The organism is Parasphingorhabdus sp., from assembly GCF_036963805.1.
Lineage (GTDB): Bacteria > Pseudomonadota > Alphaproteobacteria > Sphingomonadales > Sphingomonadaceae > Parasphingorhabdus.
Genome location: NZ_JBALUN010000004.1, coordinates 81,669 through 108,001 on the forward strand (window position 1 = coordinate 81,669; position 26,333 = coordinate 108,001).

General features: G+C 50.6%; 27 protein-coding genes and 1 tRNA gene. 17 read left to right on the forward strand and 11 right to left on the reverse strand.

Going from position 1 to position 26,333, the window contains the following annotated elements; translation table 11 throughout:
* The first annotated feature begins 36 nt into the window (after positions 1–36).
* The 4 genes from V7676_RS12240 to acnA all read left to right on the forward strand — a co-directional run bounded on the left by V7676_RS12240 (position 37) and on the right by acnA (position 4,925).
* Positions 37–1,110, forward strand: coding sequence for a cyclic GMP-AMP synthase DncV-like nucleotidyltransferase (locus V7676_RS12240; RefSeq protein ID WP_335659977.1), 1,074 nt, complete (start codon positions 37–39; stop codon positions 1,108–1,110).
* 1 nt (position 1,111) lies between these two features.
* Entirely contained in the window at positions 1,112–1,807 is a 696-nt protein-coding gene (locus V7676_RS12245; protein WP_335659978.1) for a hypothetical protein, read from the forward strand.
* A 70-nt stretch (positions 1,808–1,877) separates the two neighbouring features.
* A complete protein-coding gene (locus V7676_RS12250; protein ID WP_335659979.1) occupies positions 1,878–2,111 on the forward strand; it encodes a hypothetical protein in 234 nt (77 codons plus the stop codon).
* A 135-nt stretch (positions 2,112–2,246) separates the two neighbouring features.
* The gene (gene acnA, locus V7676_RS12255) at positions 2,247–4,925 is read left to right on the forward strand and encodes an aconitate hydratase AcnA (RefSeq protein WP_335659980.1); all 2,679 of its coding nucleotides are present in this window, start codon (positions 2,247–2,249) and stop codon (positions 4,923–4,925) included.
* A 93-nt stretch (positions 4,926–5,018) separates the two neighbouring features.
* On the opposite strand, the gene V7676_RS12260 is transcribed toward acnA, so the two are convergent.
* Complete coding sequence (locus tag V7676_RS12260; RefSeq protein WP_335659981.1) at positions 5,019–5,657, reverse strand: TetR/AcrR family transcriptional regulator; 639 nt, start codon at positions 5,655–5,657, stop codon at positions 5,019–5,021.
* Positions 5,658–5,814: 157 nt separating this feature from the next.
* Here V7676_RS12260 and V7676_RS12265 point away from each other — a divergent pair, with 157 nt between their 5' ends.
* A complete protein-coding gene (locus V7676_RS12265) occupies positions 5,815–7,389 on the forward strand; it encodes a DUF389 domain-containing protein (RefSeq protein ID WP_335659982.1) in 1,575 nt (524 codons plus the stop codon).
* Between the two features lie 96 nt (positions 7,390–7,485).
* On the opposite strand, the gene V7676_RS12270 is transcribed toward V7676_RS12265, so the two are convergent.
* Positions 7,486–7,917 (reverse strand): MAPEG family protein, encoded by a 432-nt coding sequence (locus tag V7676_RS12270; RefSeq protein WP_335659983.1) that lies wholly within the window; start codon positions 7,915–7,917, stop codon positions 7,486–7,488.
* 216 nt (positions 7,918–8,133) lie between these two features.
* On the opposite strand from V7676_RS12270, the gene rpmF reads away from it, so the two are divergent.
* The 4 genes from rpmF (at position 8,134) to V7676_RS12290 (ending at position 11,584) form a co-directional block, all read left to right on the forward strand.
* Positions 8,134–8,313 carry a 50S ribosomal protein L32 gene (rpmF, locus tag V7676_RS12275; protein ID WP_207990200.1) on the forward strand — a complete coding sequence of 60 codons (180 nt, stop codon included), beginning with the start codon at positions 8,134–8,136 and terminating at the stop codon, positions 8,311–8,313.
* A 68-nt stretch (positions 8,314–8,381) separates the two neighbouring features.
* The gene (gene plsX / locus V7676_RS12280) at positions 8,382–9,425 is read left to right on the forward strand and encodes a phosphate acyltransferase PlsX (RefSeq protein ID WP_335659984.1); all 1,044 of its coding nucleotides are present in this window, start codon (positions 8,382–8,384) and stop codon (positions 9,423–9,425) included.
* Positions 9,422–10,393, forward strand: coding sequence for a beta-ketoacyl-ACP synthase III (locus tag V7676_RS12285; RefSeq protein ID WP_335659985.1), 972 nt, complete (start codon positions 9,422–9,424; stop codon positions 10,391–10,393). The genes plsX and V7676_RS12285 overlap by 4 nt, the downstream gene beginning before the upstream one ends.
* Before the next feature lie 150 nt (positions 10,394–10,543).
* Positions 10,544–11,584, forward strand: coding sequence for a helix-turn-helix domain-containing protein (locus V7676_RS12290; RefSeq protein WP_335659986.1), 1,041 nt, complete (start codon positions 10,544–10,546; stop codon positions 11,582–11,584).
* Positions 11,585–11,607: 23 nt separating this feature from the next.
* Here the strand turns inward: V7676_RS12290 and V7676_RS12295 are convergent.
* Positions 11,608–11,682: transfer RNA gene (locus V7676_RS12295), tRNA-Val, on the reverse strand.
* Positions 11,683–11,725: 43 nt separating this feature from the next.
* Positions 11,726–12,103 (reverse strand): cell cycle two-component system response regulator CpdR, encoded by a 378-nt coding sequence (gene cpdR, locus V7676_RS12300; protein ID WP_335659987.1) that lies wholly within the window; start codon positions 12,101–12,103, stop codon positions 11,726–11,728.
* 131 nt (positions 12,104–12,234) lie between these two features.
* Between cpdR and V7676_RS12305 the strand changes: the two genes are divergently transcribed.
* On the forward strand, positions 12,235–13,125 hold the full coding sequence (locus tag V7676_RS12305; RefSeq protein ID WP_335659988.1) for an N-formylglutamate amidohydrolase: 891 nt from the start codon (positions 12,235–12,237) through the stop codon (positions 13,123–13,125).
* A 233-nt stretch (positions 13,126–13,358) separates the two neighbouring features.
* On the opposite strand, the gene V7676_RS12310 is transcribed toward V7676_RS12305, so the two are convergent.
* Genes V7676_RS12310 through V7676_RS12320 form a run of 3 tightly spaced genes read right to left on the reverse strand, consistent with a single transcriptional unit; the run spans position 13,359 to position 16,214 of the window.
* A complete protein-coding gene (locus V7676_RS12310; protein ID WP_335659989.1) occupies positions 13,359–13,892 on the reverse strand; it encodes a cytochrome b in 534 nt (177 codons plus the stop codon).
* A 27-nt stretch (positions 13,893–13,919) separates the two neighbouring features.
* On the reverse strand, positions 13,920–14,699 hold the full coding sequence (locus V7676_RS12315) for a SapC family protein (protein ID WP_335659991.1): 780 nt from the start codon (positions 14,697–14,699) through the stop codon (positions 13,920–13,922).
* Positions 14,700–14,753: 54 nt separating this feature from the next.
* A complete protein-coding gene (locus tag V7676_RS12320) occupies positions 14,754–16,214 on the reverse strand; it encodes an FAD-binding oxidoreductase (RefSeq protein ID WP_335659992.1) in 1,461 nt (486 codons plus the stop codon).
* A 141-nt stretch (positions 16,215–16,355) separates the two neighbouring features.
* On the opposite strand from V7676_RS12320, the gene V7676_RS12325 reads away from it, so the two are divergent.
* Both V7676_RS12325 and V7676_RS12330 read left to right on the forward strand, forming a co-directional pair.
* On the forward strand, positions 16,356–16,865 hold the full coding sequence (locus V7676_RS12325) for a hypothetical protein (RefSeq protein WP_335659993.1): 510 nt from the start codon (positions 16,356–16,358) through the stop codon (positions 16,863–16,865).
* A gap of 128 nt (positions 16,866–16,993) precedes the next feature.
* On the forward strand, positions 16,994–18,379 hold the full coding sequence (locus V7676_RS12330; protein ID WP_335659994.1) for a DEAD/DEAH box helicase: 1,386 nt from the start codon (positions 16,994–16,996) through the stop codon (positions 18,377–18,379).
* 59 nt (positions 18,380–18,438) lie between these two features.
* On the opposite strand, the gene V7676_RS12335 is transcribed toward V7676_RS12330, so the two are convergent.
* Together V7676_RS12335 and V7676_RS12340 are read right to left on the reverse strand one after the other, a co-directional pair.
* A complete protein-coding gene (locus tag V7676_RS12335; RefSeq protein ID WP_335659995.1) occupies positions 18,439–19,047 on the reverse strand; it encodes a hypothetical protein in 609 nt (202 codons plus the stop codon).
* A gap of 73 nt (positions 19,048–19,120) precedes the next feature.
* Positions 19,121–20,548 carry a sigma-54-dependent transcriptional regulator gene (locus V7676_RS12340; protein ID WP_335659996.1) on the reverse strand — a complete coding sequence of 476 codons (1,428 nt, stop codon included), beginning with the start codon at positions 20,546–20,548 and terminating at the stop codon, positions 19,121–19,123.
* A gap of 168 nt (positions 20,549–20,716) precedes the next feature.
* On the opposite strand from V7676_RS12340, the gene V7676_RS12345 reads away from it, so the two are divergent.
* From V7676_RS12345 to V7676_RS12365, 5 genes are read left to right on the forward strand one after another with little or no spacing between them, the layout of a single operon-like run.
* Entirely contained in the window at positions 20,717–20,845 is a 129-nt protein-coding gene (locus tag V7676_RS12345) for an aa3-type cytochrome c oxidase subunit IV (protein WP_335659997.1), read from the forward strand.
* A 12-nt stretch (positions 20,846–20,857) separates the two neighbouring features.
* Positions 20,858–21,988, forward strand: a complete 1,131-nt coding sequence (locus V7676_RS12350) for a Re/Si-specific NAD(P)(+) transhydrogenase subunit alpha (RefSeq protein ID WP_335659998.1) — start codon at positions 20,858–20,860, stop codon at positions 21,986–21,988.
* 12 nt (positions 21,989–22,000) lie between these two features.
* On the forward strand, positions 22,001–22,297 hold the full coding sequence (locus tag V7676_RS12355; RefSeq protein WP_066743604.1) for an NAD(P) transhydrogenase subunit alpha: 297 nt from the start codon (positions 22,001–22,003) through the stop codon (positions 22,295–22,297).
* 50 nt (positions 22,298–22,347) lie between these two features.
* Positions 22,348–23,772 (forward strand): NAD(P)(+) transhydrogenase (Re/Si-specific) subunit beta, encoded by a 1,425-nt coding sequence (locus tag V7676_RS12360; protein WP_335660103.1) that lies wholly within the window; start codon positions 22,348–22,350, stop codon positions 23,770–23,772.
* A gap of 36 nt (positions 23,773–23,808) precedes the next feature.
* A complete protein-coding gene (locus V7676_RS12365) occupies positions 23,809–24,504 on the forward strand; it encodes an aspartate/glutamate racemase family protein (protein ID WP_335659999.1) in 696 nt (231 codons plus the stop codon).
* Positions 24,505–24,591: 87 nt separating this feature from the next.
* Here V7676_RS12365 and V7676_RS12370 read toward each other — a convergent pair whose 3' ends face one another.
* Together V7676_RS12370 and V7676_RS12375 are read right to left on the reverse strand one after the other, a co-directional pair.
* On the reverse strand, positions 24,592–25,020 hold the full coding sequence (locus V7676_RS12370) for a DUF2147 domain-containing protein (protein WP_335660000.1): 429 nt from the start codon (positions 25,018–25,020) through the stop codon (positions 24,592–24,594).
* Positions 25,021–25,050: 30 nt separating this feature from the next.
* Positions 25,051–26,304, reverse strand: coding sequence for a multidrug effflux MFS transporter (locus tag V7676_RS12375; protein ID WP_335660001.1), 1,254 nt, complete (start codon positions 26,302–26,304; stop codon positions 25,051–25,053).
* Positions 26,305–26,333 lie beyond the last annotated feature (29 nt).

The window sequence follows — 26,333 nt, forward strand, 5'->3', positions numbered from 1 at the left end:
AACTATTTCTTGGAGATAGCAGGGCGGAGATGAAAAATGTACGATACATCAAAAATGATCAAGCAGTTTCTTAAAGACCATGTTTCTTTAAGTCAGTCAGAGTTGGACGATATTAAAAGTAAACGTGACAGAAATTTGAAACGAGTTGAAGATGGATTGGCCGAAAATGGAAAGCCATCAATAGTTCAAAGTATTAATCAAGGTAGTTATGCCATGCAGACCATGGTTCAAACGCCGGAACAAGATGACTCTCGGTATGATATTGATTTGGGAGTATCGTTCGATTCCGAAGAGTCTAAAACTCCAAAAACCACTCGTGGTTGGGTGAAAGACGCACTCGCGGCCAAGGCCTCGAATATGAAGAATGAACCAGAAGACAAAGGTAAGTGCATACGTATAGTCTATGCGGATGGGTACCAATGTGATTTTCCCGTATTTCGGAAAATAACAAATGCTGACAATACGTCGTCATATGAAGTTGCTTTGAATGATGACTGGGAGCCATCTGATCCTAACGCAATAAACAAGTGGTTTAACGATCGTGTCAGCACGCTTAGTCCCGAAATTGAGGGCCCCTATCAGTTGCGACGTGTGGTCAAATTGATTAAATTCTATTCGAAAACGTGGCAGGGTTCATCAAATACCCATTATCCTAGTGGATTGCTTCTAACCGCGATCACGGTCCAGTGTTTTAAAGCTTGTGCTGATCGTGATGATGAGGCTTTGTATGGGACGTTAAAGTCCATTTCTTTGATAAATGAAAACCTTCCGGTATTCGCAAATGGAATCCAAATCTCCCGAGAGAAGGATGTTGTAAGAATTAAGCGTCTTAAAGATCGTGCGGTTAAGGCGATTGAACATCTGGATGGCCTTCATAACGATGCCGATATGGATAATGATGAAGCCAGAAAATGTTGGAAAAAAGTTTACAAACATAGCTTTTTTGATCCGGTCGTAAATTCGTCCGAAACTTCTAAGAGCGCGAGATTTGAGAGCGCCACTAAATCATCAACCTTGCTCGGTATCGGTATAGCTGAATCCACAGCGCGCGCGGAAGCGCTCGCTAAAGCTAATCCTTCGCCCACTAAACCGTGGGGTACACAATCTTAAATTGTTTGAGAGTAAGCTGTGGAAAGAAATTAATGAAGTTGTTAGTAAGCGAAAAACATTGGAAATTATCGATTTCGATGATGACTCTGTGTTGATTGAGGGTGTGTTTGAGCTTTCTGATTCAGCTGGTGTTTTTGATGCTTTTGACACAACGATTAAGGTTTCCAGTTCATTCCCATGGAAATACCCGCGAGTATTTGAAACTTCTGGACGTGTAATTCGTGATGCTCATCACCATTGCATGCCGGAAGGTTTTGCATGTCTGTCCTCTTGGCCGGTTTGGTTGGCGGCTAATGACAACCTTTCTTTTGAAGCCGTTATTAATGGGCCGATAGCAGACTGGTTTTTGTCTCAGAGTATTTTTGAACGTAAGGGTGAATGGATATATGGTGAACTTGAACACGGAATCTATGGTCAATTACAGGCCATGGGTGATTTACTAAAAATTGAAGCTCCTATTGATATTAAGAATAAACTTGAGTTGTTAGGCTTTTCATTAAAGATCAATAGTGGACTTGTGGTCTTTCTAGAGGGGCAGAAAGGACATATTAAATGTTTTTGCGAGAGTGGTAGTCGGTATCGTGATTGTCATCGAGAACACATCAAAAAATTGAAATCTGATATCACTTTTTCACGTCGAAAATTTCTAATGGATCATGCGGTTTGGCTTTCGAAACAAGTGAATAAGCTTCCTTAGTACTATTAGAAACATTTTGTCGGTTTCTATTCTTCGTCATCCTGAACTTGTTTCAGGATCTCTATAGGTTGTGCGCGCGTCTGGATGGATCCTGAAACAAGTTCAGGATGACGGCCGGACAGTTCAGGATGACAGTCGGACAGTTCAGGATGACGGTCGGATGGTTCACGGTGACGGTCGGACGGTTCGGGGTGATGGTTGGTTAGTTCAGGATAGCGGCCGGATAATTGAGGATGGCGGTCGGGTATTTTGGGATGGCGTTGCGTGGTTCAGGATGAGGAGGCACGCATGGCGAGGCCGGTAAACATCTCGCCCCATTGCACCCTTGACAAGCTTGGTCTAAAGCGCTCCCGAACATCGATTCATTCGCTGGTTTGCGCCTTGTTGGCGGCTTTCCCAAACCGGCAAAAAATATTTTTTGACGAAGGAACCACCTCCTATGACCACCACCGGACAAGATTCACTCGGCACGCGCTCGACCCTTTCGGTTAATGGCAGCGATTATGCTTATTACAGCCTCGCGAAAGCGGCGGAAAAGCTCGGGAATATTGACAAGCTGCCTTATACGCTGAAAGTCTTGCTCGAAAATATGCTGCGTTTTGAAGATGGCGGTTTCACGGTGGATGCCAAGGACGCACAGGCGGTGGTCGATTGGCAGAAGGAAGCAAAAAGCCCGGCGGAGATTCAATATCGTCCCGCCCGCGTGCTGATGCAGGATTTTACCGGCGTGCCTGCCGTGGTCGATCTGGCCGCGATGCGCGACGGGATCAAGGCTTTGGGCGGCGACGCACAGAAAATTAACCCGCAGGTGCCGGTGCATCTGGTTATCGATCACTCGGTCATGGTGGACGAATTCGGTACGCCGCAGGCTTTTGAACATAATGTCGCGCTGGAATATCAGCGGAACATGGAACGCTATGAATTTCTGAAATGGGGATCGAAGGCGTTTGACAATTTCTCGGTTGTTCCTCCCGGAACCGGCATTTGCCATCAGGTGAACTTGGAAAATATCGCGCGCGCAGTCTGGTCTTCGAAAGATGCCGACGGCGTCGAAGTCGCCTATCCCGATACATGTGTCGGCACCGACAGCCACACGACGATGATTAACGGTCTGGGCGTGCTCGGCTGGGGCGTGGGCGGCATTGAAGCGGAAGCGGCGATGCTCGGCCAGCCGGTATCGATGTTGATCCCCGAAGTGGTCGGCTTTAAACTGACCGGCGAACTGGCCGAAGGTATTACGGCGACCGATCTGGTGCTGACCTGTGTGCAGATGCTGCGCGAAGTGGGCGTTGTGGGCCGCTTTGTTGAATTTTACGGTCCGGGCGTGGCGGCATTGTCGCTGGCGGATCGCGCGACCATCGCCAATATGGCGCCGGAATATGGCGCGACTTGCGGCTATTTCCCGATTGATGACAAAACGCTCGACTATCTGCGCCTGACAGGCCGCAGCGAAGCCGACATTGCGCTGACGGAAGCATATGCCAAGGAACAGGGTTTCTGGCGTCATGACGACGCACCAGAGGCGATTTACACGAAAACGCTGTCGCTCGACATGACCAGCGTTGTGCCATCGCTTTCCGGACCAAAATTGCCGCAGCAACGCGTGTCTATGGCCGATCTGGATGAAAGCTTTAACCGCGATATTACCGAAGTATTCGGCAGCAGCGAACCCAACAAGCGGGTTGCGGTTGATGGGTCGGACTATGATCTGGGCCACGGCGATGTGACCATTGCCGCGATTACCAGCTGCACCAACACTTCCAACCCCAGCGTGCTGATTGCCGCCGGTCTGGTTGCGCGCAAAGCGCGGGCATTTGGTTTGCAGCGGAAACCTTGGGTGAAAAGCTCGCTCGCACCGGGGTCACAGGTTGTGACCGATTATCTCGACAAAGCGGGATTGAGCGAGGATCTCAATTATCTGGGCTTTAATCTGGTCGGCTATGGCTGCACCACCTGCATCGGGAATAGCGGGCCTTTGCCGGCGCCCATTTCCAAGGCGATTAATGACAATAATCTGGTCGCGGCGTCCGTGCTTTCGGGCAACCGCAACTTTGAAGGCCGCGTGTCGCAGGATGTGCGCGCCAATTATCTTGCGTCGCCTCCGCTGGTTGTGGCCTATGCGCTGAAAGGCACGGTCCGCGAAGATATGTATGAAACGCCAATCGGGCAGGGCAAGGACGGTCAGGACGTCTATTTGAAGGATATCTGGCCCACCAATGACGAAGTGAACGAAGTCATGGGCGGCGCGGTCAACCGCGAAATGTTCATGAGCCGCTATGCCGATGTGTATAAGGGCGATGCCGCGTGGCAGGATATCGACGTGACCGGCGGCGATACCTATCAGTGGCGCGCTGGCAGCACTTATGTGGCCAATCCGCCCTACTTTGACGGCATGACCATGACACCCGTTCCGGTGGGCGATATCATCGATGCGAAGACTTTGGCTGTGCTGGGCGACAGCATCACCACCGACCATATTTCGCCAGCCGGTGCGATTAAAGAGGACTCACCCGCCGGTGAATATCTCCGCGACCATCAGGTGGCCAAGCAGGATTTCAACAGCTACGGCAGCCGCCGCGGAAACCACGAAGTTATGATGCGCGGCACTTTCGCCAATATCCGCATCAAGAACGAAATGGCAGACGGCCAAGAAGGCGGCCTAACAAAATATAACGGCGAGATCATGCCAATATATGACGCAGCCATGCGCCACAAAGCCGACGGCAATGACCTGGTCGTCATCGGCGGCGAACAATATGGCACCGGCTCTTCGCGCGACTGGGCAGCGAAAGGCACGAACCTATTGGGCGTGCGCGCTGTGATCGTGGAAAGCTACGAACGTATTCACCGCAGCAATCTGGTCGGCATGGGCGTATTGCCGCTGCAATTTGCAGAAGGTACGGACCGCGAGACACTTAGCCTCGATGGCAGCGAAAGCTTCACCATCAAGGGCGTTGCGACATTGAAACCGCTTCAGGAACTCGAAGTAGAGATGACCCGCGCCGATGGGACAACGGCGACGTTCAACACGGTCTGCCGGATCGATACGGCCAACGAGATGGAATATTTCCTCAATGGCGGTATTTTGCACTACGTACTGCGCAATCTTGCCAGTTAAACGACTGAATTAATTGGGCATAGTCGGGGCATGGGAAATACCCGTGTCCCGTCTGCGCGAAATATCTCGTTCAGAGGCCGTGATTTTTTCGTCCTAGCTCGCGATGTGCAAGGCGGCTTTCATTGGGGGCACTTTCTCGCGGGCTTTTAAGCCGGTCAGGATCGTGTCGATAACTTCCTGCAAGCGCTTTTCATCAGCCAGATGCATCATATCCATCATCAGGCTTGGGTTGCAAAAGGGTTGAACCATCGTATTCACTAGAGACACGATGTGGTCGAGTTCTAACCCCTGAAAATAGCCCTCTTCCATAGCTTCGGCGAGGATGATGGCCATATAATGATCCGTTAGATCAACATAGCCGCGAACGACTTCAAAATGTTGGTGCCCCAATTCCATGTAAGAACGGAACAGATCGGGATCTTCGTTAAAACGTGCCCGTTTGATAATTAGTCGGCGGGCAAAAAACTCGTATAGTTTTTGCCTAGCGGGCATATTTTCCTGTACCAGATTTTCGATAATTGTGATTAATTCCGCGAACCAGCGGCCGGCCATAGCTTCGGCAAGTGCATCCTTATTTTCAAAGAAGCGATAGACATTGGATTGCGACATTCCGGCCTCGACTGCCAGGTCGGTAATTGTGAAACTTATCGCACCACGCTCACGGATAAGGGTTTCTGCGATTTGGATCAGTTTTTCGCGGCCAGCATCAATATCGGTCTCGGGACGCGCCATGGCGTTGCTCCTGCTTTGGTTTACGGCTAGGTGATATATATACATCATACGGTTTTATGATAAAAGGCATGTTTTATCTTTGGAATTTGATCGGACCTAATTGTCACATCACTGTTTCCATATTGTCGTTACAGTGTTTCAGCGGCTAAAGGAGGCTATGACCGATAACTCGCAAGCGGAGACAAATGCTCCGATACCAAAGCCTGAAAAGGAAGCTGGCCCGTTTCAACCTGTAGCGGGCAGCATCCTGTTATTCCAACGCTGGTGGCGTGTCGTGGTGCGTTCCGGCGTGGACCAGCAAGCGGTTATCCAGAAAGTGAAGGAAGATAGCGACTTTAGTCCGCGTTATGCTTTCATGACCTGTATGTCGGCAGGTATCGCGATATTGGGGCTGCTGCTATCATCGCCTGCCGTGGTAATCGGCGCAATGCTGCTTTCGCCTCTTATGGGCCCGATTATGGGCGCGGGTTTCGCGTTGGCCATTGGTGATTCGGTTTGGCTTAAAGAGAGCGCGAAGGCTTTGGTTCTGGGGACTTTGGTGGCAGTGCTGTTTTCCGCATTAGTGGTAGCACTTTCGCCGTTGCAGACCGTGACGACAGAAATTGCCGCCCGGACCCGGCCCAATTTATTCGATCTGGTTGTGGCTCTATTTTCTGCTTTGGCTGGCGGCTATGCAATGATCCGGGGACGCATGGGCACGATTGTTGGAGTAGCCATCGCAACGGCGTTAATGCCGCCGCTGGCTGTCGTTGGCTTTGGTCTTGCAACAATGAATATGTCAGTCTTTGGCGGATCATTATTGCTGTTTTTCACTAACCTTATGACCATTGCTTTGACCGCCGCTGGAATGGCGCGGCTCTATGGCTTTCGCTCCAGTCTTTCAGAGCGACAGTCACAAGTACAAATTGCTATAATGGTTCTCGTGTTTATTGGTCTTGCCATTCCGCTCGGCTATTCGTTGCAGCAAATTGCTTGGGAAGCAAATGTCTCACGCCAGGCCAACGGGTATATCAAAGATCAATTTGGGAATCGGGCCCGGGTATCACAGATCGAGATCGATTTTGATGCGGATCCGATTTTGATTAGTGCTTCCGTGTTCACACCAAAAATAATCGGTGATGTTGAGCAGCAAAGTGCCCGCGTTTTGAGCCGCGCTTTTAATCGTCCGTTTTCCGTCGCGATCGAACAATATCGGGTGGATACAGGCAGTGATGCGGCCAGCGCAGAATTGGCTGCAGCGCGCGTGCAGGAACAGGTACAGGAAGCTGAAATTCGGGTAGTCAAACTGCGCGAAAGCCTAGCGTTGGTGGCAGGCGTCTCTCCGGATGATGTGACAATTGATACAACCAAGCGCAGAGCGGTTGTTTCTGCAAAGCCTTTGCAGGGCGCTACGCTTGATACCTATTATGCACTGGAAAAGCGTATCGCCGATCAGGCGAAAGGCTGGATCATCCAGATAAAACCCCCCGCGGTGGATTTACCGTCACTGGAGGTTGCAAACGGAGAAATTGCTGAAAAATCTATTGAACAGCTCCCCCTGATTGGTTGGGCTGCGGCCCGCCTGGAGCTGCCATTAGGTGCTTATGGATCGCCAGAAGATGTCGAAATTGCCCGAGAAAAGCTATTCAATGCAAGCGGAACTACAATTAGTGCTGCTGGGTCAAATGCCCCCGCTGGCACGGTGCGCCTACGCTGGCTATCGCCGCAAGATGCCGGACAAACCTCGAAATGAGTGCGGCCATGACAACGTCTTTTTCATGGCTGCACCTTTTCGCGTCCTAAACGGACCAAATCCTTATTCCCGTTTGATATCGGCAATTGTGGGATGTTATCCGGCGAGAATTGGTACCGGTGCATTGCTGGCATCCGCCATACTGAAATAAGGGATGGCAATAGCATAGGCACCCAAGCCGAGGATTACGAGCAAGGACAGCATAGTCCCGATCATCCGGCCTTTGCCAAGCTTTCCGCCATCCATGCCAATACCGTGAGCGAGCCTACCAAGCATGAATGCGCCGCCGACAATCCAGAGCCATGTTGGGGAACCGCTAGCGAGTTCTATCGCCGCGATCAAGATTAGAACGATGGGCACGCTTTCTCCGAAATTTGAATGCGCGCGCATCCGGCGGATAACCTTTTCATTCCCGCCATCACCAACGCTTACTTTCTCGGATGAGCGCACTTGCCCGACACGGATCATAAGCCAAATATTGATCAGCGCAGCAGCGCCAGCAAGGGTCAGTGTAATCGGTAAAATCATGGTTTCTCCTGATGTATATATATTTATCACACCTCTATAGAAGCAGAATGCTTGCAACGAACAGGAAAAACGTTATACGCGCCTCTTCGCGTGCAGTTGGCTGATTGCATGGGTCGACCGATTCTCTATCTTATATAGAGGTTGGCTTGCCCAAATTTCGCAATTGGTCTATTGTGCACATATATTAAATTTGAAATCTAACGAACAGGTTTAGCAATGGCTGTCCCTAAAAGAAAAACTACGCCGTCCAAGCGCGGAATGCGCCGTTCTCATGATGCTTTGAAAGTCGAAGCTTATCAGGAATGTTCCAATTGCGGTGAATTGAAGCGCCCCCACCATATGTGTGGATCTTGCGGTCATTATAATGGCCGTGAAGTAATGGCTGTTGATCTCTAGTCTTTTCGGCTTCGATCGACTAACTTCACGACTATTACACAGCTAATCAAGGGGAATAACCGGTGGGGATGAGGCCGCGAATCGCAATTGACGCGATGGGCGGCGACGTCGGCCCGCGGGTTATGGTCGCTGGCGCGGCTCTCGCCCGTCACCGGCATGAAGGCTTTCAGTTTCTTTTCGTCGGCGATGAAACGCAGATCAAGGAGGCCCTGAAAAGCCACCCGAATCTGAGCGCTGCTTCCGAGATTTTGCACACTGATGAGATCGTCTCTAGCGATGCCAAGCCCAGCCAAGCGCTGCGTGGTTCCAAGAAAACATCAATGGGTTTGGCGGTTGCTGCTGTTAAATCCGGCGAAGTGAGCGCGGCCGTGAGTGCGGGCAATACCGGTGCTCTAATGGCAATATCAAAACTCGCGTTACGCACTTTGCCCGGTATTGATCGGCCAGCGCTGGCAGCTTTGTTACCGACGATGAAAGACAGCGATGTCGTCATGTTGGATCTTGGCGCTAATGCAGAATGTGATAGCCGCAATCTTGTCCAATTTTCGGTCATGGGCGCCGCCTATAGCCGGATCATGCACGGCTTTGAAAAACCTACAGTTAAGTTGCTAAATATTGGTACTGAAGACGGTAAAGGCACGGGCACATTACAAGCCGCCGCAGATGCGCTTAGAAATGCCGACGGGTTGGCGATGAATTTTCAGGGTTTTACCGAAGCCGACAAAATATCTACCGGTGATGTCGATGTGATTGTTACGGATGGGTTTTCGGGCAATATCGCATTGAAAGCTCTTGAGGGAACGGCGCGTTTCGTAACGGATTTGTTGCGGCGCAGTTTTTTAAGTTCTCTGCGGTCCAAAATTGGATTTCTCATCTCCCGGCCCGCGACCGAATTGCTCAAAGAGCATCTTGATCCGAACAATCATAACGGCGCGGTATTTCTGGGTCTGAACGGTGTTGTGGTAAAAAGCCATGGAAGTGCCGATGAAAAAGGCGTAGCCAATGCAGTCGAAGTTGCCGCCCGGTTGGTAGAGGATAGTATCTTGGAACGCATAAGCGAAGATTTAGAGAAGATAAGCAGTTTGGCGCCGCTTGAGGGCGCAGCTAAATGAGTATTGTGGTTGCTCGCCGTGCGGTCATAAAAGGAACCGGTTCTGCACTGCCGCGGACGAAAGTGTCGAACGCAGAGCTCGCAAAAAAAGTTGATACGACGGACGAATGGATCGTTGAGCGCACAGGCATAAAATTTCGTCATATCGCGCAAGATGACGAAACCACTTCTAGTCTCGCAACCGAAGCCGCGCGAAATGCGCTGGAAGCATCGGGAATGTCGGCCAAAGACATTGACCTGATCGTACTGGCAACCGCGACGCCAGATCAAACCTTTCCTGCTACAGCGACAATCGTGCAGGATAATTTGGGCTGTAATGGGTGCGTGGCTTTTGATGTTGCAGCCGTATGTTCCGGCTTTCTTTACGCTTTATCAGTGGCGGAAAGTATGATTCGCGCCGGTAGCGCCCAAAATGCCATTGTGATTGGTGCGGAGACTTTTAGCCGTATATTGGACTGGGAAGATCGTGGGACCTGTGTGTTGTTTGGCGACGGTGCGGGCGCTGTTATATTATCGGGCGAAGAATCCACCAAAGGGGTGCTTGCCACCCGACTACATGCCGATGGAGCGCATAACCAGCTGCTATATGTCGATGGCGGAGCGGGTACGACGGGAACTGTTGGCAAGCTGCGTATGAGGGGCCGGGAGGTTTTTCGCCACGCAGTGGTTAATCTTTCATCGGTTTTGAAAGAAGCACTGGATGCCTCAGGTGAAAATATCGAGGATGTGGATTGGGTTGTGCCGCATCAGGCAAATGCCCGAATATTGGATGCAACGGCAAGAAAGCTGAAGCTATCACCAGATAAAGTCATAAAGACAGTTGATCAGCATGCAAATACATCGGCGGCTTCGGTGCCTTTGGCGCTAGACACAGCGGTACGGGACGGACGCGTGAAACCTGGCGATCTGCTGGTGCTTGAAGCAATGGGCGGCGGCTTCACATGGGGTGCAAGCGTCATCCGCTATTGATGCTTTTTATTAATGCCGGACGAGAAATAACCATTCGAATTCTGATAATGAAATGATCTGATGGAACATTAAGCGACCTGTTCGTCGCCAATTTTTCCCCCTCGTCGAAAGTTGATTGAGTTTCGAAATTCTGTACCCCTAATTATCGAAATGGGGCAGAATATATTTCAAACAACCGGTGTTTCGTCACAATTTTTATTTCAGACTTTTCGGGCCTGTCAGGAACTGGGTGCGCGAAAGCCAGTGCTTCTTTCCGCACTTAACCTTACAGAACGGCAACTGCGTGATCCACAAGCTATATTTGACAGTGAGGCGATAACGGTCCTTTGTCAGGCGACGGCGCAAGAGCTTGGACGAGAGAACATCTATAGAGACATTGGTTATGGAATTGTTCCATCCGGTTTTTCGGACATCGGCTATGGCGCGATGTTTGGAGACACTGTCGGAGATGTTTTAAAGGCTGCGGCTACAGCGATGGATTTTGGTATCAACCGGCCTATGTTCAGATGGGAGCAATCTGAGTCAGCTTGCCGTTTGCTATGGGATTCTGCTTCTCCGGTTAGTCAGCACCTCCTTTCCATAATATTTGCCACTTTATCGCATATCGGCACCGCTGTTACCGGTGAGGACCTGACGCCGGTTAAAGCTGTTTATTTCGCGCGTCGGCAGCATTGGGACGGTGACGACCCTGAGACCGCGGAGAATCACTGGCCACAAGAGACTTGGTTTTTTAATCAGACGGAAACATATCTCGATTTGCATCGGCATGTTGTTGATCTCCCCAACCCATTCCGAAACCCTGTTGTGGTAGGCGCGATGGAGGATCAGTTGAACCGGTTCCAATTTGCGGAGGGGGGACGTAGTTCGTTGGTCAACCGTTGCTATTATTACCTGCTCCCTCTGTTGGATAAGTCGGGATTGGGTATTGATGCGACAGCAGAAACTTTTGGTATGGCAGAGCGGACGTTACGCCGGAAATTCGTATCCGAGGGGACGTCTTTTCGGCGGATATTGGAGCAAGTTCGCCGCGACACCTGCCAATTATATTTTCTGGAAGGGTCGCGATCACTATCGGAAATTGCGACCAAATTGGGATATAGTGAACTCAGTGCCCTAACCCGCGCCTATACAGCGTGGTATGGCCGTGCGCCCAGCCGGGATATGGCCGCGCATATCGCGCTTGCCGCTTAGGCAAAAATAAAAGTTCGGAAAAATGGTGGGCGTAGAGAGAGTTGAACTCCCGACCCCTTCGATGTCAACGAAGTGCTCTACCACTGAGCTATACGCCCACGCTGCAGGCCGTCTAGCTAGCCGCTAGACAGGGTGCAAGACTTAATTCAATTCGCCGATACTATCCGGTTCAAATAACCGTTGCACTTCCAGTACCAGATCCTTCAGATGAAATGGTTTGGACAGGATTTTTGCTTTGGGAACCGATTCTCCCGCCCGCAAGGTTACGCCTGAAAATCCGGTAATAAACATCACTTGGGTATCGGGAGATATCTTGGCACAATGCTGTGCAAGCTCAATTCCGTCCATTTCGGGCATGACAATATCGGTTAGCAGCAGGTCAAATTTTTCTGATTCAAGAAAGGGAAGCGCAGCGGTGCCGCGATCAACTGCGACAACCTCATAGTTAGATTTTTGCAACGCACGCGTAAGATGCTCGCGCATCGACTTTTCATCTTCCGCAAGGAGAATTCTGATCATCTGGTGGGCTATTCCCTATATTAAGTCTGCAGTGTTTATGCCTAAATTTAACTATTGGCGCAAATCTGTTAATATTTTGGTTCAGCAAGTCGCTTTTATAACCTATTGAGACATGTAATGAACGGGGTATCATGGCTGATAAAATTGTTGAAAATGTAGCGCCCGCCCAGTCCCATGAGGGGCCGTTTCTGTCCCATAATATTGATGATTTGAAATTTCCACTGCTTATCAGCGTTCCCCATGCCGGACGCGTCTATCCTGAGGAAATAATGAGCAATCTGGCTGTGCCCGCCGCACATTTATTGCGTTTGGAAGATCGCTATGCCGACCGTCTGGCCAGCACGGCAATTGACAAAGGTTTTTCTGCAATCGTGGCTCATCGACCTAGGGCGTGGGTCGATTTGAACCGCAATCGATCGGAAATCGACGTTGATATGGTGAATGGCCTATCGTTATCTCAACTGCCCGCACCCAGTCTCAAAGTACGCGGTGGTCTAGGCGTTGTTCCGAGTCGTTTATATGGCATTGGTAAGCTATGGCGCCAAAAATGGCAGTGGGAGGATATAAGAAGCCGTCTCGATAGTTGCCATGAGCCCTATCATTGCACCATTGCCGCGGTTTTGGAGCGGATGCGCTTGAAATTTGGCTGTGCGATTTTGCTGGATCTGCACAGCATGCCGCCATTGGATCAACAACGCGGCAATGTGGATATTGTGATTGGTGACCGTTTCGGTCGCAGTGCGGGATCGCGTTATTCAGAGCTTGCCATGTCTTTTTTCGAACAATCCGGCATAGCGGCTCGGCTCAATCACCCTTATGCAGGTGGATATATATTGGAGCGGCACAGCGAGGTTGAGAAAGATGTTCACGCTTTACAACTGGAGGTGGATCGCAGCTACTATCTGGATACGGATTTACGAGAGCCCAGTGACCGCTTACCTGCCATGGCCGATCATATAGCAAATCTTGCAATACGGATGGTTGATCAAATAAACAGCCAGTTTCTACTAGCCGCCGAATAAGCGCTAGCATGGATGGGTTTAAAAAAAACCACCCCGCCAAGAAGGCGAGGTGGCCAAGGTTCAGGGAGGTGGCATTCAAAGAATGCCTGTACAGATCCAAATCGGGGGACGTGGACCCGTACGACTCATAATGTGGTCCTTTGGGGTGCGAGTTGCAAGTCCAAAAAACGAAATTAGTGTGTTGTTTTTGTAATTCGTAGTAAAAACTGACGGTAATCAGTGCGCGCAGGCGTTTAAATGGGCCACATCCGGCGGATCAAATTATCTTTGTCTATAAACTGGTGTTTTGCCACTGCAGCTAAATGGAGAATGACCAGAACGAGCATCGCTTTTCCGCCCAGTTCATGGCCTTCATGGAGGAATTCCCCCAATGGTTTATTGCCCTCGACCGGAAATAGAGGGATTTCGAACAATCCGAAATAGCTAACAGGGGCAGGGTAAGTCGACATCCACAGCCAGCCGCCAATAGGAAGGCCGATCATCAGTGCATAAAAGACAAAATGGCTGACTTTTGATGCCATGATCTGCCACCCGGGCATAGTGGCTGGCAGAGCTGGCGGTTTATGTCCCAGTCGCCAAATGAGCCGACCTAACGACAAAAACAGGATAGTGATGCCAAAGGCTTTGTGGAAATCCATATAGGGCCCACGCGCTTCCCGCGCCATGTCCTCGGTCAGTTCGGCTAGTCCAATATTGGCTATGATGAGGAGAGCGATGATCCAGTGAAGCCAAATTGCCGTTTTGCTATATGTGCTTTTCTGAACCATTACATTCTCCATCACCGTTGATCGTCTCTATGCTGTGGGTGCTTCTGTAACCTGTGGTACTTTTCCTGCTTCAACCTGTTTCGCGAAAACTTCGCGCATGATCTGAAGCGAGAAAAGATGAGCATAAATTAGCGGTAGCATACCATTTTGGTTGATTTTACGCAATTCATCGCCGCGCAGATCCCGCAGTTTTTCTTCATTGATCATCTGAAATCCGCGATAAATAAATGGCTTTTCAACACCTGTCTGTTGAATGGAAACTTCCCCATCCATCAAAAGGTCCAATTTCTTGAGTTCTTCGACAAATTGTCCGGTGCGTTGACCAGCTTGTTCAAAGTGCTCACAAAATTCCAAAATGCTCTTGGTTTTTTCAGATGGCTCGCCATTTTCAAATAGTGGATCGCCTTCTTTAAAGTCGCCAATCGCACCGTTTGTAGGATCAAAGCAGAGCGACAATTCATCGGCATCGGGGCGCAGCTTCGCGAGCATGAACGGATAGCGGCGCACATAGGCGGGAACATAGGCAGGTTGATTAAATCTGCCGTCTTCGCCCATAAACGTATTAACGCCTTCATTTAGCCCCATCAATATCAGCGGTACGCTGTTTTCACCCACCGAAAAAACAATCGGATAATTGCGGGCCGCATTGGGAAATTCTTCGACGGTTACTGGAATCGCATGCTGTTTTTGCATGAATGAGGCGTCATCCAGACCTTTGATTTTCCAGTCGGCATGCTCTTTCGAATTGAGCGGAACAAGATCCTGATAGAACATGGGAAGAGCTTGGGCTTGAGGCGCACTGGCCATAGGGAAATCTCCGACAGTATAACTTTATGGATAGGATAATATATTGTAATGGCTTTAAGAGGCTGGAGTGTCCGACGCAAGAGGAACTAGCTTTCCCGGATTCATTATGTTTTTCGGGTCGATAGCGCTTTTAATAGCTCTAAGGGTCATGATGCGAGCGTCATCGGACAAACGCAGCAGTTCATCGCGTTTATTCTGGCCAATTCCGTGTTCCGCAGAAATCGAGCCACCCATAGCGACAACCAGATCATATACCATTGGTGAGATGGTAGCGGAGCTTTGCACCATCCATTGTAATCCGCCAGACTTTGGGTTCACATCTGCTGGCGCCTTAACGTGAAGGTGAACGTTGCCGTCACCCATATGACCGAAAGCGGCAACTTTGGTGCCGGGGAATGATTTTTCAATCTGCACCTCTGCCTTAGAGATGAAATCCGCCATTTTTGCGACAGGTACGCTAATGTCATGCTGCAGTGCCGGACCGCTGGCGCGTTCCGCATCGGATATCGCATCACGTATTTTCCAGAAAGCCTCTGCCTGTGCTTCGTTGGCTGCGATGGCGGCATCGCTGATCAGGCCATTCTCCAGCGCCTCGGCGAGCAGCGTTTCGCCCAATTCGCGCGGATCGGGTGCCGCGGATTTATCCCGGACAATCTCGATAAGAATATTCCATGAGGCAGGCAGTTCCAGTGGAGGCCGTGTGCCCGGTATATGTTTGAGCACCGCGTCCAGGCAAGATTTGGGTATAATTTCGAAGCCCTCTAGCGACTGGCTTTCGCGGGCATCGAGAAATTTAAACAATGAATAAGCGGCTTGCGGAGTATCGACCCCGGCCCAAGCGACGCAGCGGTCAATTAAAGCCGGCACTGTTTTTAGGGTTGCAGCTGTGACGATACCAAGCGTCCCTTCCCCGCCGATGAGCAGGTGTTTCAGGTCATAACCGCGATTGTCTTTTTTCAGCGCCGATAGGCCGTTATAAATGCTTCCGTCGGGCAATACTGCTTCCACGCCGGCGACTAAGGACCGCATCGTGCCATGACGTAAAACCTGTGTGCCGCCGGCATTGGTGGACACCAGTCCCCCGATCGTTGCCGATCCCTTTCCGCCCAGCGTTAGCGGAAAACGTTGCCCATGTTGATCTAGCGCTTCGTGGAAGGTCTGCAGAATAACACCGGCATCGCAAACAGCCAATTGTTCATCGGCATCTATGCTGCGGATAGCATTCATCCGCCGGAGCGAGACTAATATAGATTGCCCCCCAGTATCCGGCGTCGCCCCGCCAACCATGCCGCTATTGCCGCCTTGCGGGACTAGCGGCACTGAATGGGCATTTGCAATTTTGACGATTGCAGCAACCTCTTCGGTGGAGGCGGGTGAGATTAAAGCGACGGATTGCCCCGTATAACGGCCCCGCCAGTCGGTTAACCACGGCTGCATTTCGTCGGCATCGCGAGTAAAGCCCTTTTGCCCGACAATTTCGGCCATGCTATTCAACCAAGGCGGTATTTCCGGCATTTAATTTCCATGTTGTTGCGAAATTTTTTCAGCATATAGTATGGCTTATACCTAAACGCCAATATGTCAGTGGAAAAGATAGTTCATCAATGGTTCAATCGGCGTTGTTATAGGTATGAAGATGGTAACTAGGGGTATTTGGTGATTCTTTCACTCTCTGCAGCATTGCTACTGGCACTGCCGGTAGCCGACGGCCGGCCTGCCCCCGATATTCCGACAGACACACCTGAACTATTTTCAGGCGGGATATTCATAAGTCCAACCGAACAAAAATTTGCCCAAGTCCGCATTCAAAAGCGCATTATCATCCGGGTGCCGCGGAGGCGACCGAGCATGACTTCTCCGATGGCCGACATCGCGGGACATTCCGAACCTACAACCTATAAAGAAAAGAAAATTGGTAAATGTTTGCCCATGGACAATATCCTTGGGGTGCAGCGATTTGGTGACCGTTATCTCGATCTGGTGACAAAGGACCGTAAGGAGATTCGGGCCCGGCTAGAAAAAAAATGCCAGGCACGCAGTTTTTATTCCGGCTTTTACATGGAAAAATCCCGTGACGGCCGAATCTGCACGGACCGCGATGTTCTGCATTCACGAACGGGTTCCAAATGTGAAATTGATCGGTTTCGTCAACTATTGCCGGAATAATGCTTGTGCCGCGCTCACCTGATAGCGCTAGATAACTTGACAAAAGCGTCGTTTAGCACCATCCCTCGCAACAGCTTTTACAGGCTCGTTGATTGTGCGCCAATGCACCGTAATTATCCGGAAAAACTATGAAATTTGCCGACCTAGGCCTCTCTGTTGAATTGTTAAAAGCGGTAGCTGATGCCGGCTATGATGAACCAACGCCCATTCAGGCGCAGGCTATTCCGTCAGTTTTAATGATGAAAGATATTATCGGGATTGCGCAGACGGGTACGGGTAAAACCGCTAGCTTCGTGCTGCCGATGATCGATATTTTAGCACATGGCCGCTCGCGTGCCCGGATGCCGCGGTCGCTGATTCTGGAGCCGACCCGGGAATTGGCCGCACAGGTCGCAGAGAATTTTGAGAAATATGGCAAAAATCATAATCTTACCATGGCACTGCTTATCGGCGGCGTGTCGATGGGAGATCAGATTAAGGCATTGGAAAAAGGTGTCGATGTCCTGATCGCTACACCAGGCCGGTTGATGGATCTGTTTGAGCGTGGCCGGATATTGATGTCAGGCTGTGAATTGCTTGTCATCGATGAAGCGGACCGGATGCTGGATATGGGTTTCATTCCCGATATTGAGCAAATTTGTTCTAAGCTGCCGTCCACCCGGCAGACGATGTTATTTTCCGCCACTATGCCGCCCCCGATTAAAAAATTGTCCGATCAGTTTCTGAACAATCCAAAATATATCGAAGCATCACGACCGGCAACCGCGAATACATCAATCGATCAATCGATCATCCATGTCGCACCAAAGGCTAAGCGTTCGTTGCTCTACGGTATATTGGACAATGACGGCGTTGATACGGCGATTATCTTTTGCAACCGTAAAACCGAAGTCCGCGATTTATGCGAAAGCTTGCGCAAAGATGGTTTTGATGCAGGGCAAATTCACGGCGATATGGATCAAGGATCGCGGCTTGCCGAGCTGGATCGTTTCAAGTCGGGTGAGATTAATATTTTATGCGCGTCCGACGTTGCCGCGCGCGGGCTGGATATCAAAGGCGTTAGCCATGTTGTGAATTATGATATTCCTTGGCACCCAGACGATTATATTCACCGGATCGGTCGAACCGGACGGGCAGGGGCGACCGGTATTGCGATCACATTTGTCACCAAGCGTGATGAAGAGCATGTCGATAGCATTGAAAAGCTGACCGGGATGAAGCTTCCGGTACGTGAAAGCAGCAGCGTTAAGCCTGAGAAAAAACAGGGCGGTAAAAAGCCATTTGTGAAGAAGACACCAGCGGAGCCGAAGGCCGACAAGCCTAAGAATCAGCAATCCCAAGAGCCGGTTGCCGACACGAGCAAAGCTACCGACACAAATAGGCGTCCTCCAAAATCTGCCGAAAAGGTTATGAAGCCAGAGAAACAGCCTTCCAAGCCGAAGTTGGTTGAAGAAACCGATGACGGTTGGAATGGGCCGGTTCCGGGTTTCCTAGACGCAAAGCTGAATCGTTAAGTCAGAAACTAGAGTATAGATTTCGGACTATTTGATCACTACATTTATTGGCCTGAGACCTATTGTAGTGTAAGGCTATCCAATATCTGGGCCGCCAACGGATCCATCGTTTTTGCATCGTCCGCTAAATAAGTTATTTTCGCGCTGATCATGGTGCCGTCGGGTTTGCGTAAGATACGCTGGGCAGTTTTGCTGCCATCGCCCATCGTGCCGGATGCGCGATATTCATTTTTGTTTACATAGGCGCCGGTCATTCCGTCTCCGGCATCTTCCAGCTCTTTGATCGTTGCGGTCAGATCACCATCATTGCGATTTTGTATCCAGACAGCGCGGAGCATCGCATCAGATCCGGTGTCGTTAAAATGCCGACCATTATCATCGCTGGTTTTTTCATCGACGGCCCAGCTTTTCGGAACCATGATCGAAAATCCGCGCAGCGCGTTTGTATAGCTGGTCATCTGCGCGCTATCCATAACGACGGGAGCATCCCCATCCGCGTTCGCAGCAGCATTTTCTTCTCGAATCGCTTTGCTGGCGGCATCGGCCTGTTTGGCTAATTCCTCACTGGATGGCACGTCGCCGACGGCTTCCTGTTTACCACAAGAGGATAGAATCAAGGCTGCGGATAAAGCAGCACTAATCGGAACGATGGATCGGATGTTTCTCATATTTGATAGACTTAGGGAGTGCAGCGTTAAACATCAACTGGGAAGATGATGGGGATTTAAACGAGCTACCTAATTAAGCGGCGTTGTCGATTCCGAGATCCGCCAATTTGCGGTAGAGGGTCGAGCGCCCAATTCCAAGGCGACGTGCGACTTCGGTCATCCGGCCACGATAATGCCCGATGGCAAGGCGTATTACATCGGCCTCAATTTCTTCCAGCGGACGCAAGTTGCCATCCTGAGAATAGAGGGTAATGCCGATGCCTTCCGGACTACTCAACAAATGCGGATGGGCATCGCCCGATTCTGCTACAAAAGACGCTATTTGGGGAAATTCATTACAGGTCAGCGCATCACGGTCGCACATTACTGCGGCGCGGAATAATACGCTTTGCAATTGGCGGACATTGCCCGGCCATTGATAGCTGCGCAGCAGCATAAGCGCTTCGTCGGTAATGCCAAGGCTGCGAAGCCCCGGTTGCAGCGCCAGTCGTGACAGGAAATGCCGGGCTAGTGCCGGAATGTCGCCGGTACGGTCCCGTAGCGGCGGGATAGTAAGTTGAACCACATTCATGCTGTAATAGAGGTCTTCGCGGAACCGCTCTTTTTTAACTTCCTGACCCAATGAGCGGTTTGTTGCGCAAATTATGCGAACATCAATCTGGTAACTATTGGGACTGCCCAGCGGCTGGATTTCGGATGTCTTCAGGAAACGTAGCAAGCGCACCTGGGTTTCGGGCGGAATACGGTCGACTTCGTCGAGGAAAATCGTGCCGCCCTCAGCTTGCTGCAACAGGCCGATCTTGCGATCAAAAGCCCCTGTGAAGGCGCCTTTTTCATGGCCGAAAAGAATGGAATCCAGCAAGTTTCCGGTAATGGCACCACAATTGACTTTGAGCATTGGCAATTTGCCGCGCGGGCTGGCTGCGTGAATGGCGTCGGCAATGACTTCCTTGCCGACGCCGCCTTCACCTTCGATCAGAATGGGCACCCGCGCGCGCGCAGCTTTTGCTGCGATGGCAAGGGCTGCGCGAAAGGCGGGAGCGGCTCCAACAATTTCTTCAAATTCGAGTGGGGCAGAGATTTTTTCGCTAAGCGGCTGTAATTCTCCGGCTTCTTTGGAATGTTCCACCGCTGAGGTTAGTGCTTGCAGCATGCGTTCGGGCGCTACAGGTTTGATGAGATAATCAATCGCACCGGCACGTACGGCGTCAACGGCTTCTGTGATGGAACCCACGGCTGTGAGCATCAAAATCGGCAGAGCCGGACGGCGGGATTTAAGCTCGGCAATCAGCTCGGTAGATTCGGAGCCGGGGATCCAATGGTCCAATATGATGGCATCCAGCATCATCCCATCCTGTGTGCCCAGCGTAGCGATTGCTGTTTCTGCGTCTCGTGCAAAGATCGTCCGATAACCGGCGCGTGATGCAAGGGCGGCGACCAACCGACATTGTGCTGGCTCATCGTCGATTAACATCAGTAATTTGGTGCCGTTTTGCGCCATTTTAATCCCATATGTGCCAGAATGAACCAATTCTGTAACAAGCAGGAGTAAAGACCAGATTAAGACATGGCGATTTTTCCTATCACTCTAATTAATTTACTAGTCTTGAGCCTTCAGACATTGTTGTTTAGAGCCCCGTCAAGCTTTGGTAGAATATTTGGAGGAATCATGACTTCTGATAATAATAATATGAAATTTGCGGAAGAGACTTATGGCCGCTTTCTTTCTTGGTTGAAGGTTGGCAGCATCATTGCCGCTCTGGTAGCGATATTGGTCATCACTCTTCTTGTTACCTGATTGGAATGTTTCTTGAAAATAGCGGTATTAAAGGAACTCACTGATGGTGAGCGGCGGGTCAGTGCTTCTCCGGAAACGGTAAAGAAGTTCAAGGCGCTGGGTGCCTCCATCGCGGTTGAAAAAGGCGCTGGTATATCGGCGTCGGTTGCGGATGCAGACTATCAGGCAGAAGGTGCTAGTATTGGTACCCGGGCTGCCATTCTGAAAGATGCCGATATCGTGTTGGGTGTGCAGGGACCGGATCCGAAATCGCTAAAGGGTATGAAAAAGGGAGCGTGGCTGGTTGCCAGCCTCAACCCCTTTGGTGAACGGGCTCGCGTTGATGAATATGCCAAGCTTGGCATTGATGCGCTGGCGATGGAATTCATGCCGCGAATCACCCGCGCGCAATCAATGGATATATTGTCATCCCAATCCAATCTATCCGGCTATAAAGCCGTTCTGGAAGCAGCATCCCATTATGGGCGCGCTTTTCCGATGATGATGACAGCTGCAGGCACAGTTTCTGCAGCGCGCTGCTTTATCATGGGGGTTGGGGTCGCTGGATTGCAAGCCATTGCCACTGCACGGCGGCTAGGCGCGCAGGTTTCCGCCACCGATGTACGGGCTGCTACTAAAGAACAGATTCAATCGCTCGGCGCAAAACCGATATTTGTGGAAGATGTCGCCGGTATCGAAGGCGAAGGCACCGGCGGTTATGCCACCGAAATGAGCGAGGAATATCAAAAGGCGCAAGCTGAACTGGTGTCCAAACATATTGCCAAGCAGGATATTGTGATTACCACCGCGTTGATTCCGGGGCGTCCGGCTCCGCGATTGATCAGCGATGCCCAGATTGCCACTATGCGTACGGGTAGCGTGATAGTTGACCTTGCAGCTGAACAAGGCGGCAACGTCGAAGGCGCTGTTGCAGGTAAAGTGGTTGAAATACACGGCGTGAAAATTGTCGGGGCCAATAATATGCCATCAAAAATGGCAGCAGATACTTCTGCGTTATTCTCCCGCAATCTATATAATTTTCTCAGCGCTTATTGGGATGAAGAGGCCAAACGGCCAGTGCTTCCTGATGACGATGAAGTGACGATTGGCATACGACTGACCAAAGATGGTAAAGTTGTCAATGAGCGCCTTCTGGCGAACTAGGGGGCGTTTAAAATGGACTTTATATCAATATTATCAATCTTCGTAATGGCCTGTTTTGTGGGCTATTATGTGGTCTGGTCGGTGACACCGGCTCTGCATACGCCATTGATGGCGGTGACCAATGCCATTTCCTCGGTGATTATCGTGGGTGCACTCATTGCAGCGGCCGCAGGATCGCAAGCCGATGGTGGTCAAACCGCTAAATGGCTGGGTCTGGTCGGCGTCGTTCTTGCCAGCGTAAACATATTTGGCGGCTTTGCCGTGACCGAGCGTATGCTCGCGATGTATAAGAAAAAGGAGCGCAAATAATGCGCGCACTATTGGCGGGCGCAGCGGCGCTATTTTTTGCGACGCCAGCAATGGCATCATCGGGTGAACCGGTAAATCCATGGGTTGCCGTGGCTTATCTGGCGTCTGGCATATTGTTCATTTTAGCACTTCGGGGATTATCATCTCCGGAAACCAGCCGTTCCGGTAACCGCTATGGCATGGTCGGCATGCTCATTGCCGTGGTCACGACTTTATGGACCCATAGTATCGCTAGTCTGCCGGAAATTGCTGGCGCCATCGCCATTGGCGGCGCGATTGGTTTCTTCACTGCTCGCCGGATCGCGATGACCGATATGCCGCAACTTGTGGCGGCTTTCCACAGCCTTGTCGGTATGGCGGCGGTGCTTGTTGGTATTGCAGCCTATCTAAACCCGGCCGCTTTCGGAATTTTGGATGCCAATAACGAGATATTGGTCGTCAGCCGCATTGAGCTGGGCCTAGGCGTTGCCATTGGTGCGATTACTTTCTCTGGCTCGGTCATCGCATTTCTGAAACTGAACGGCAATATGTCGGGTGCTCCGATCATGCTGCCGGGCCGCCATGTCCTCAATCTGGGCGTGCTGTCTGCTATCATAGGCCTTACCGCTTATTTCGCGATTTTGCCGACGGTTGAAACGGCAACAATTTTCTGGATCATTGTGGGGCTAGCCTTTGTAATCGGCTTCCTCCTGATCATCCCCATCGGCGGTGCGGATATGCCAGTGGTTGTATCTATGTTGAACAGCTATTCCGGCTGGGCTGCGGCGGCTATGGGCTTTACCCTTGGTAATACCGCGATGATTATTACGGGTGCACTTGTGGGTTCTTCCGGTGCAATCTTGTCCTACATCATGTGCAAAGCGATGAATCGCAGCTTCATCAGCGTGATTGCTGGCGGTTTTGGCGCAGATAGCAGCGGGTCTTCCGATGGCGGCGAAAAAATCGATCGTCCATGGAAACGCGGTTCGGCCGAAGATGCTGCCTATATGATGAAACAGGCGGAAAATATCATCATCATTCCAGGCTATGGCATGGCGGTGGCTCAGGCCCAGCATGCTTTGCGCGAAATGGGCGATATGCTGAAAGAAGAGGGCGTGAACGTCAAATATGCGATCCACCCTGTCGCAGGTCGGATGCCCGGTCATATGAATGTGCTGCTGGCTGAAGCCAATGTACCTTATGACGAAGTGTTTGAACTTGAGGATATTAACAGCGAATTTGCGCAGGCTGATGTCGCTTTTATCATCGGCGCCAATGATGTTGTGAACCCTGCCGCGAAAACCGACAAAGGTTCGCCAATTTACGGGATGCCGGTATTCGATGTTGAAAAAGCCAAGACCATCTTCTTTGTAAAACGCTCTATGGGCGGTGTCGGCTATGCCGGCGTCGACAATGAAGTTTTTTACATGGACCAGACGATGATGCTCTTGTCGGACGCCAAGAAAATGTGTGAGGATATCGTAAAGGCGCTATAGCCGCCTGATTCGATAATATTCAGGGATTTTCTAACGATGCGCAAAATAGGTCTTATTGGCGGGATGTCGTGGGTCTCTACGGAATCTTATTACCGCCGGATAAACAGTGAAGTGCAGCGCAAGCTGGGCGGGTATAATAGCGCACATCTGTTGATGGAAAGCGTCAACTTCTGCGAATATGCGCGGCTGCAATCGCATCATGACTGGGACGCGGCGGCAGGCCTGATGACCCGTTCTGCCAAGCGGCTGGAACAATCCGGTGCGACGGCGATCCTCATCTGCTCGAACGCAATGCATAAAGTATATGATCAGGTTGCACCCGAAATTGGTGTGCCGATTCTGCATATCGCTGATACTGTGGGTGATAAGATGGTCGCAGACGGGATCAAGACCGCGACGCTGCTCGGTACTCGCAATGTTATGACGGAAGGCTTCTATCGCAAGCGGCTGGTTTCAAAGGGTATTACGCTGACTCCGCCGGATGAAGACCGGGTCGACGAGATTGAGCGGATTATCTACGAAGAATTGATGTTCAGTAAAGTGACACGCGATTCTGAACGGACGATGAAAACCTTCATCACCAATATTGACAAAAACAATGTTGAGGCGGTCGTGCTGGGGTGTACCGAACTGAACCTGATCATTGACACCAAAGCGAATATTCTACCGATTTATGACAGCACGGAGATTCATGCGGATGCGGCCGTGGACTGGATATTGGCGGAGGAATAATCTCAAAAGCTAGCTTTTGAAGAAGCCGCTGCCTTGTTTAGTGAGTGGGTCGCGGCGACGGAACGATTATCGCGCGATGATGGTAAACTATTTTGCTCGGGTCCAATTTTGACCCTGACAGAACGGGCCGATGCAGCCTTTCATTTTGAGCTTTGATTGTGAAACCAGATTGACTTCGGAGCGGTAGATTTTTCCGCTCTTGGGATCGTAAACTTTCCCCCGCCAAATATCTCCATCCGGTTTGAAACCGGTTAAAATCGCAGTGCCGAGCAATTTGCGGTTGCGTAGATTTTTGTCGGGGTTTTTGGTGTCTTTCTGGTTCACACCATTGGGCGGTGTGACCAGATATTTGTGTATCCGTCCGCAGACCGTGTCGCCACACTGATCGATTTTGATAATCGCATCGCCGTCTTGTGTAACCCAATTGCCTTTTATTGAGTCAGAGGCCAATGCTGGGGCCGCGAGCAACATACTGCCAATCAAAAGGGTTGTTTTCGCGATGTGATACGATTTCATCTGGCCTTGCTCCGCTCATTTCAAAGATAACTATCCTCTGGGCAATAGTTGCTCTTCGGTTACCCCTGTCTGAATACGCCGAAATAACACACCTTTTTCTGCCCATAGAATGAACAGAAATGCTGCGCTGCCGCAAAAGAAAAACCCCGTGACCAGTGGCAGGGTAGATCCATCAAATTGCAGGCCAACAGTCCCACCAATAGCACCCGATATAAGGGTTCTCATGAAATTCTGGAACGAGGAGGCAACACCAGCATTTTTGCCGAACGGCTGCATGGCGATCGAACTGAAATTCGCGCCGGTAAAACCGACCATGCCCATGGATACGGCTAGCAGGACAACGAATATTGGCATAGTGATCCAACCCGCCAACGTTATAGCCAGATGGACAAGTGCCACGATGATGAAGAAAATCAGGGCCGATTGCGACACTCGCCGCGCTCCAAATCGCATGACGATGCGGGAGTTGATGAAATTGCAGAATGCCATGGCGACGGAATTGATAGCGAAAATGAAAACGAAAATATCTGCGGCGTCAAAAGTATTAAAGAATATTTGTTGTGCGGAAGCAATAAAGGCAAAAAGAGGCGCCATCATAAGGCCACTGGCAAGGACGTGGCCGACAGCGTTGCGATGCAGGATCACACCAGCCCAAGCGCTAGTCACCGATGATATGTTTATCAATGTTTTGTCATCTGGATTCAATGTTTCCGGAAGGCGGATGAATATCCAGGTCAGGACAAGCAATCCGAAACCCGACAGCACTATGAAAATCGTCTGCCATGGCGCAAAGATCAATACGAGTTGTCCGATCATTGGCGCCATGACTGGAACCGCCATGAAGACCATCATGATTGTGGACATTGTGCGCGCCATGGCATCACCGTCATAGCGGTCACGGATGATGCTGCTAGCCAGCACGCCCATGGCCGATGCAGCCAGACCCTGAATGAATCGTGCCAGCAACAGAAGGTTGTAATCCTGATTAAGCGCACAGAATATTGCAAAACCGACATAAATGGTGATCGTCGTCAACAGCACTGGTCTCCGGCCATAACGGTCCGCTAACGAGCCGTAAATGATGGATCCAATTGCCATGCCGTAAATATAGGATGTGATGATCCATTGTCGGTCATTCTCACCCGTCAGCCCAAAATCTTCGGAAATCAGACCCAGTGCCGGCAGCATGATGTCGATTGCTAGCGCATTGAGCGACATCAGGCTGGCCATCATGACGATCAGCTCAATACGACCAATTGAAAAGGGGAGGGACTTGTTGTTCACCGACGGGCTATGGCAAGGAATATTCTTCG

What these genes read in the sequence shown, in the direction of transcription:
- V7676_RS12240 (WP_335659977.1), top strand. Translation starts at nt 37, where the DNA reads ATGTACGATACATCAAAAATGATCAAGCAGTTTCTTAAAGACCATGTT.
- acnA (WP_335659980.1), top strand. Translation starts at nt 2,247, where the DNA reads ATGACCACCACCGGACAAGATTCACTCGGCACGCGCTCGACCCTTTCG.
- V7676_RS12260 (WP_335659981.1), bottom strand. Translation starts at nt 5,657, where the DNA reads ATGGCGCGTCCCGAGACCGATATTGATGCTGGCCGCGAAAAACTGATC.
- V7676_RS12265 (WP_335659982.1), top strand. Translation starts at nt 5,815, where the DNA reads ATGACCGATAACTCGCAAGCGGAGACAAATGCTCCGATACCAAAGCCT.
- V7676_RS12270 (WP_335659983.1), bottom strand. Translation starts at nt 7,917, where the DNA reads ATGATTTTACCGATTACACTGACCCTTGCTGGCGCTGCTGCGCTGATC.
- rpmF (WP_207990200.1), top strand. Translation starts at nt 8,134, where the DNA reads ATGGCTGTCCCTAAAAGAAAAACTACGCCGTCCAAGCGCGGAATGCGC.
- plsX (WP_335659984.1), top strand. Translation starts at nt 8,382, where the DNA reads ATGAGGCCGCGAATCGCAATTGACGCGATGGGCGGCGACGTCGGCCCG.
- V7676_RS12285 (WP_335659985.1), top strand. Translation starts at nt 9,422, where the DNA reads ATGAGTATTGTGGTTGCTCGCCGTGCGGTCATAAAAGGAACCGGTTCT.
- V7676_RS12290 (WP_335659986.1), top strand. Translation starts at nt 10,544, where the DNA reads ATGGGGCAGAATATATTTCAAACAACCGGTGTTTCGTCACAATTTTTA.
- cpdR (WP_335659987.1), bottom strand. Translation starts at nt 12,103, where the DNA reads ATGATCAGAATTCTCCTTGCGGAAGATGAAAAGTCGATGCGCGAGCAT.
- V7676_RS12305 (WP_335659988.1), top strand. Translation starts at nt 12,235, where the DNA reads ATGGCTGATAAAATTGTTGAAAATGTAGCGCCCGCCCAGTCCCATGAG.
- V7676_RS12310 (WP_335659989.1), bottom strand. Translation starts at nt 13,892, where the DNA reads ATGGTTCAGAAAAGCACATATAGCAAAACGGCAATTTGGCTTCACTGG.
- V7676_RS12315 (WP_335659991.1), bottom strand. Translation starts at nt 14,699, where the DNA reads ATGGCCAGTGCGCCTCAAGCCCAAGCTCTTCCCATGTTCTATCAGGAT.
- V7676_RS12320 (WP_335659992.1), bottom strand. Translation starts at nt 16,214, where the DNA reads ATGCCGGAAATACCGCCTTGGTTGAATAGCATGGCCGAAATTGTCGGG.
- V7676_RS12330 (WP_335659994.1), top strand. Translation starts at nt 16,994, where the DNA reads ATGAAATTTGCCGACCTAGGCCTCTCTGTTGAATTGTTAAAAGCGGTA.
- V7676_RS12335 (WP_335659995.1), bottom strand. Translation starts at nt 19,047, where the DNA reads ATGAGAAACATCCGATCCATCGTTCCGATTAGTGCTGCTTTATCCGCA.
- V7676_RS12340 (WP_335659996.1), bottom strand. Translation starts at nt 20,548, where the DNA reads ATGGCGCAAAACGGCACCAAATTACTGATGTTAATCGACGATGAGCCA.
- V7676_RS12345 (WP_335659997.1), top strand. Translation starts at nt 20,717, where the DNA reads ATGACTTCTGATAATAATAATATGAAATTTGCGGAAGAGACTTATGGC.
- V7676_RS12355 (WP_066743604.1), top strand. Translation starts at nt 22,001, where the DNA reads ATGGACTTTATATCAATATTATCAATCTTCGTAATGGCCTGTTTTGTG.
- V7676_RS12360 (WP_335660103.1), top strand. Translation starts at nt 22,348, where the DNA reads ATGGCATCATCGGGTGAACCGGTAAATCCATGGGTTGCCGTGGCTTAT.
- V7676_RS12365 (WP_335659999.1), top strand. Translation starts at nt 23,809, where the DNA reads ATGCGCAAAATAGGTCTTATTGGCGGGATGTCGTGGGTCTCTACGGAA.
- V7676_RS12370 (WP_335660000.1), bottom strand. Translation starts at nt 25,020, where the DNA reads ATGAAATCGTATCACATCGCGAAAACAACCCTTTTGATTGGCAGTATG.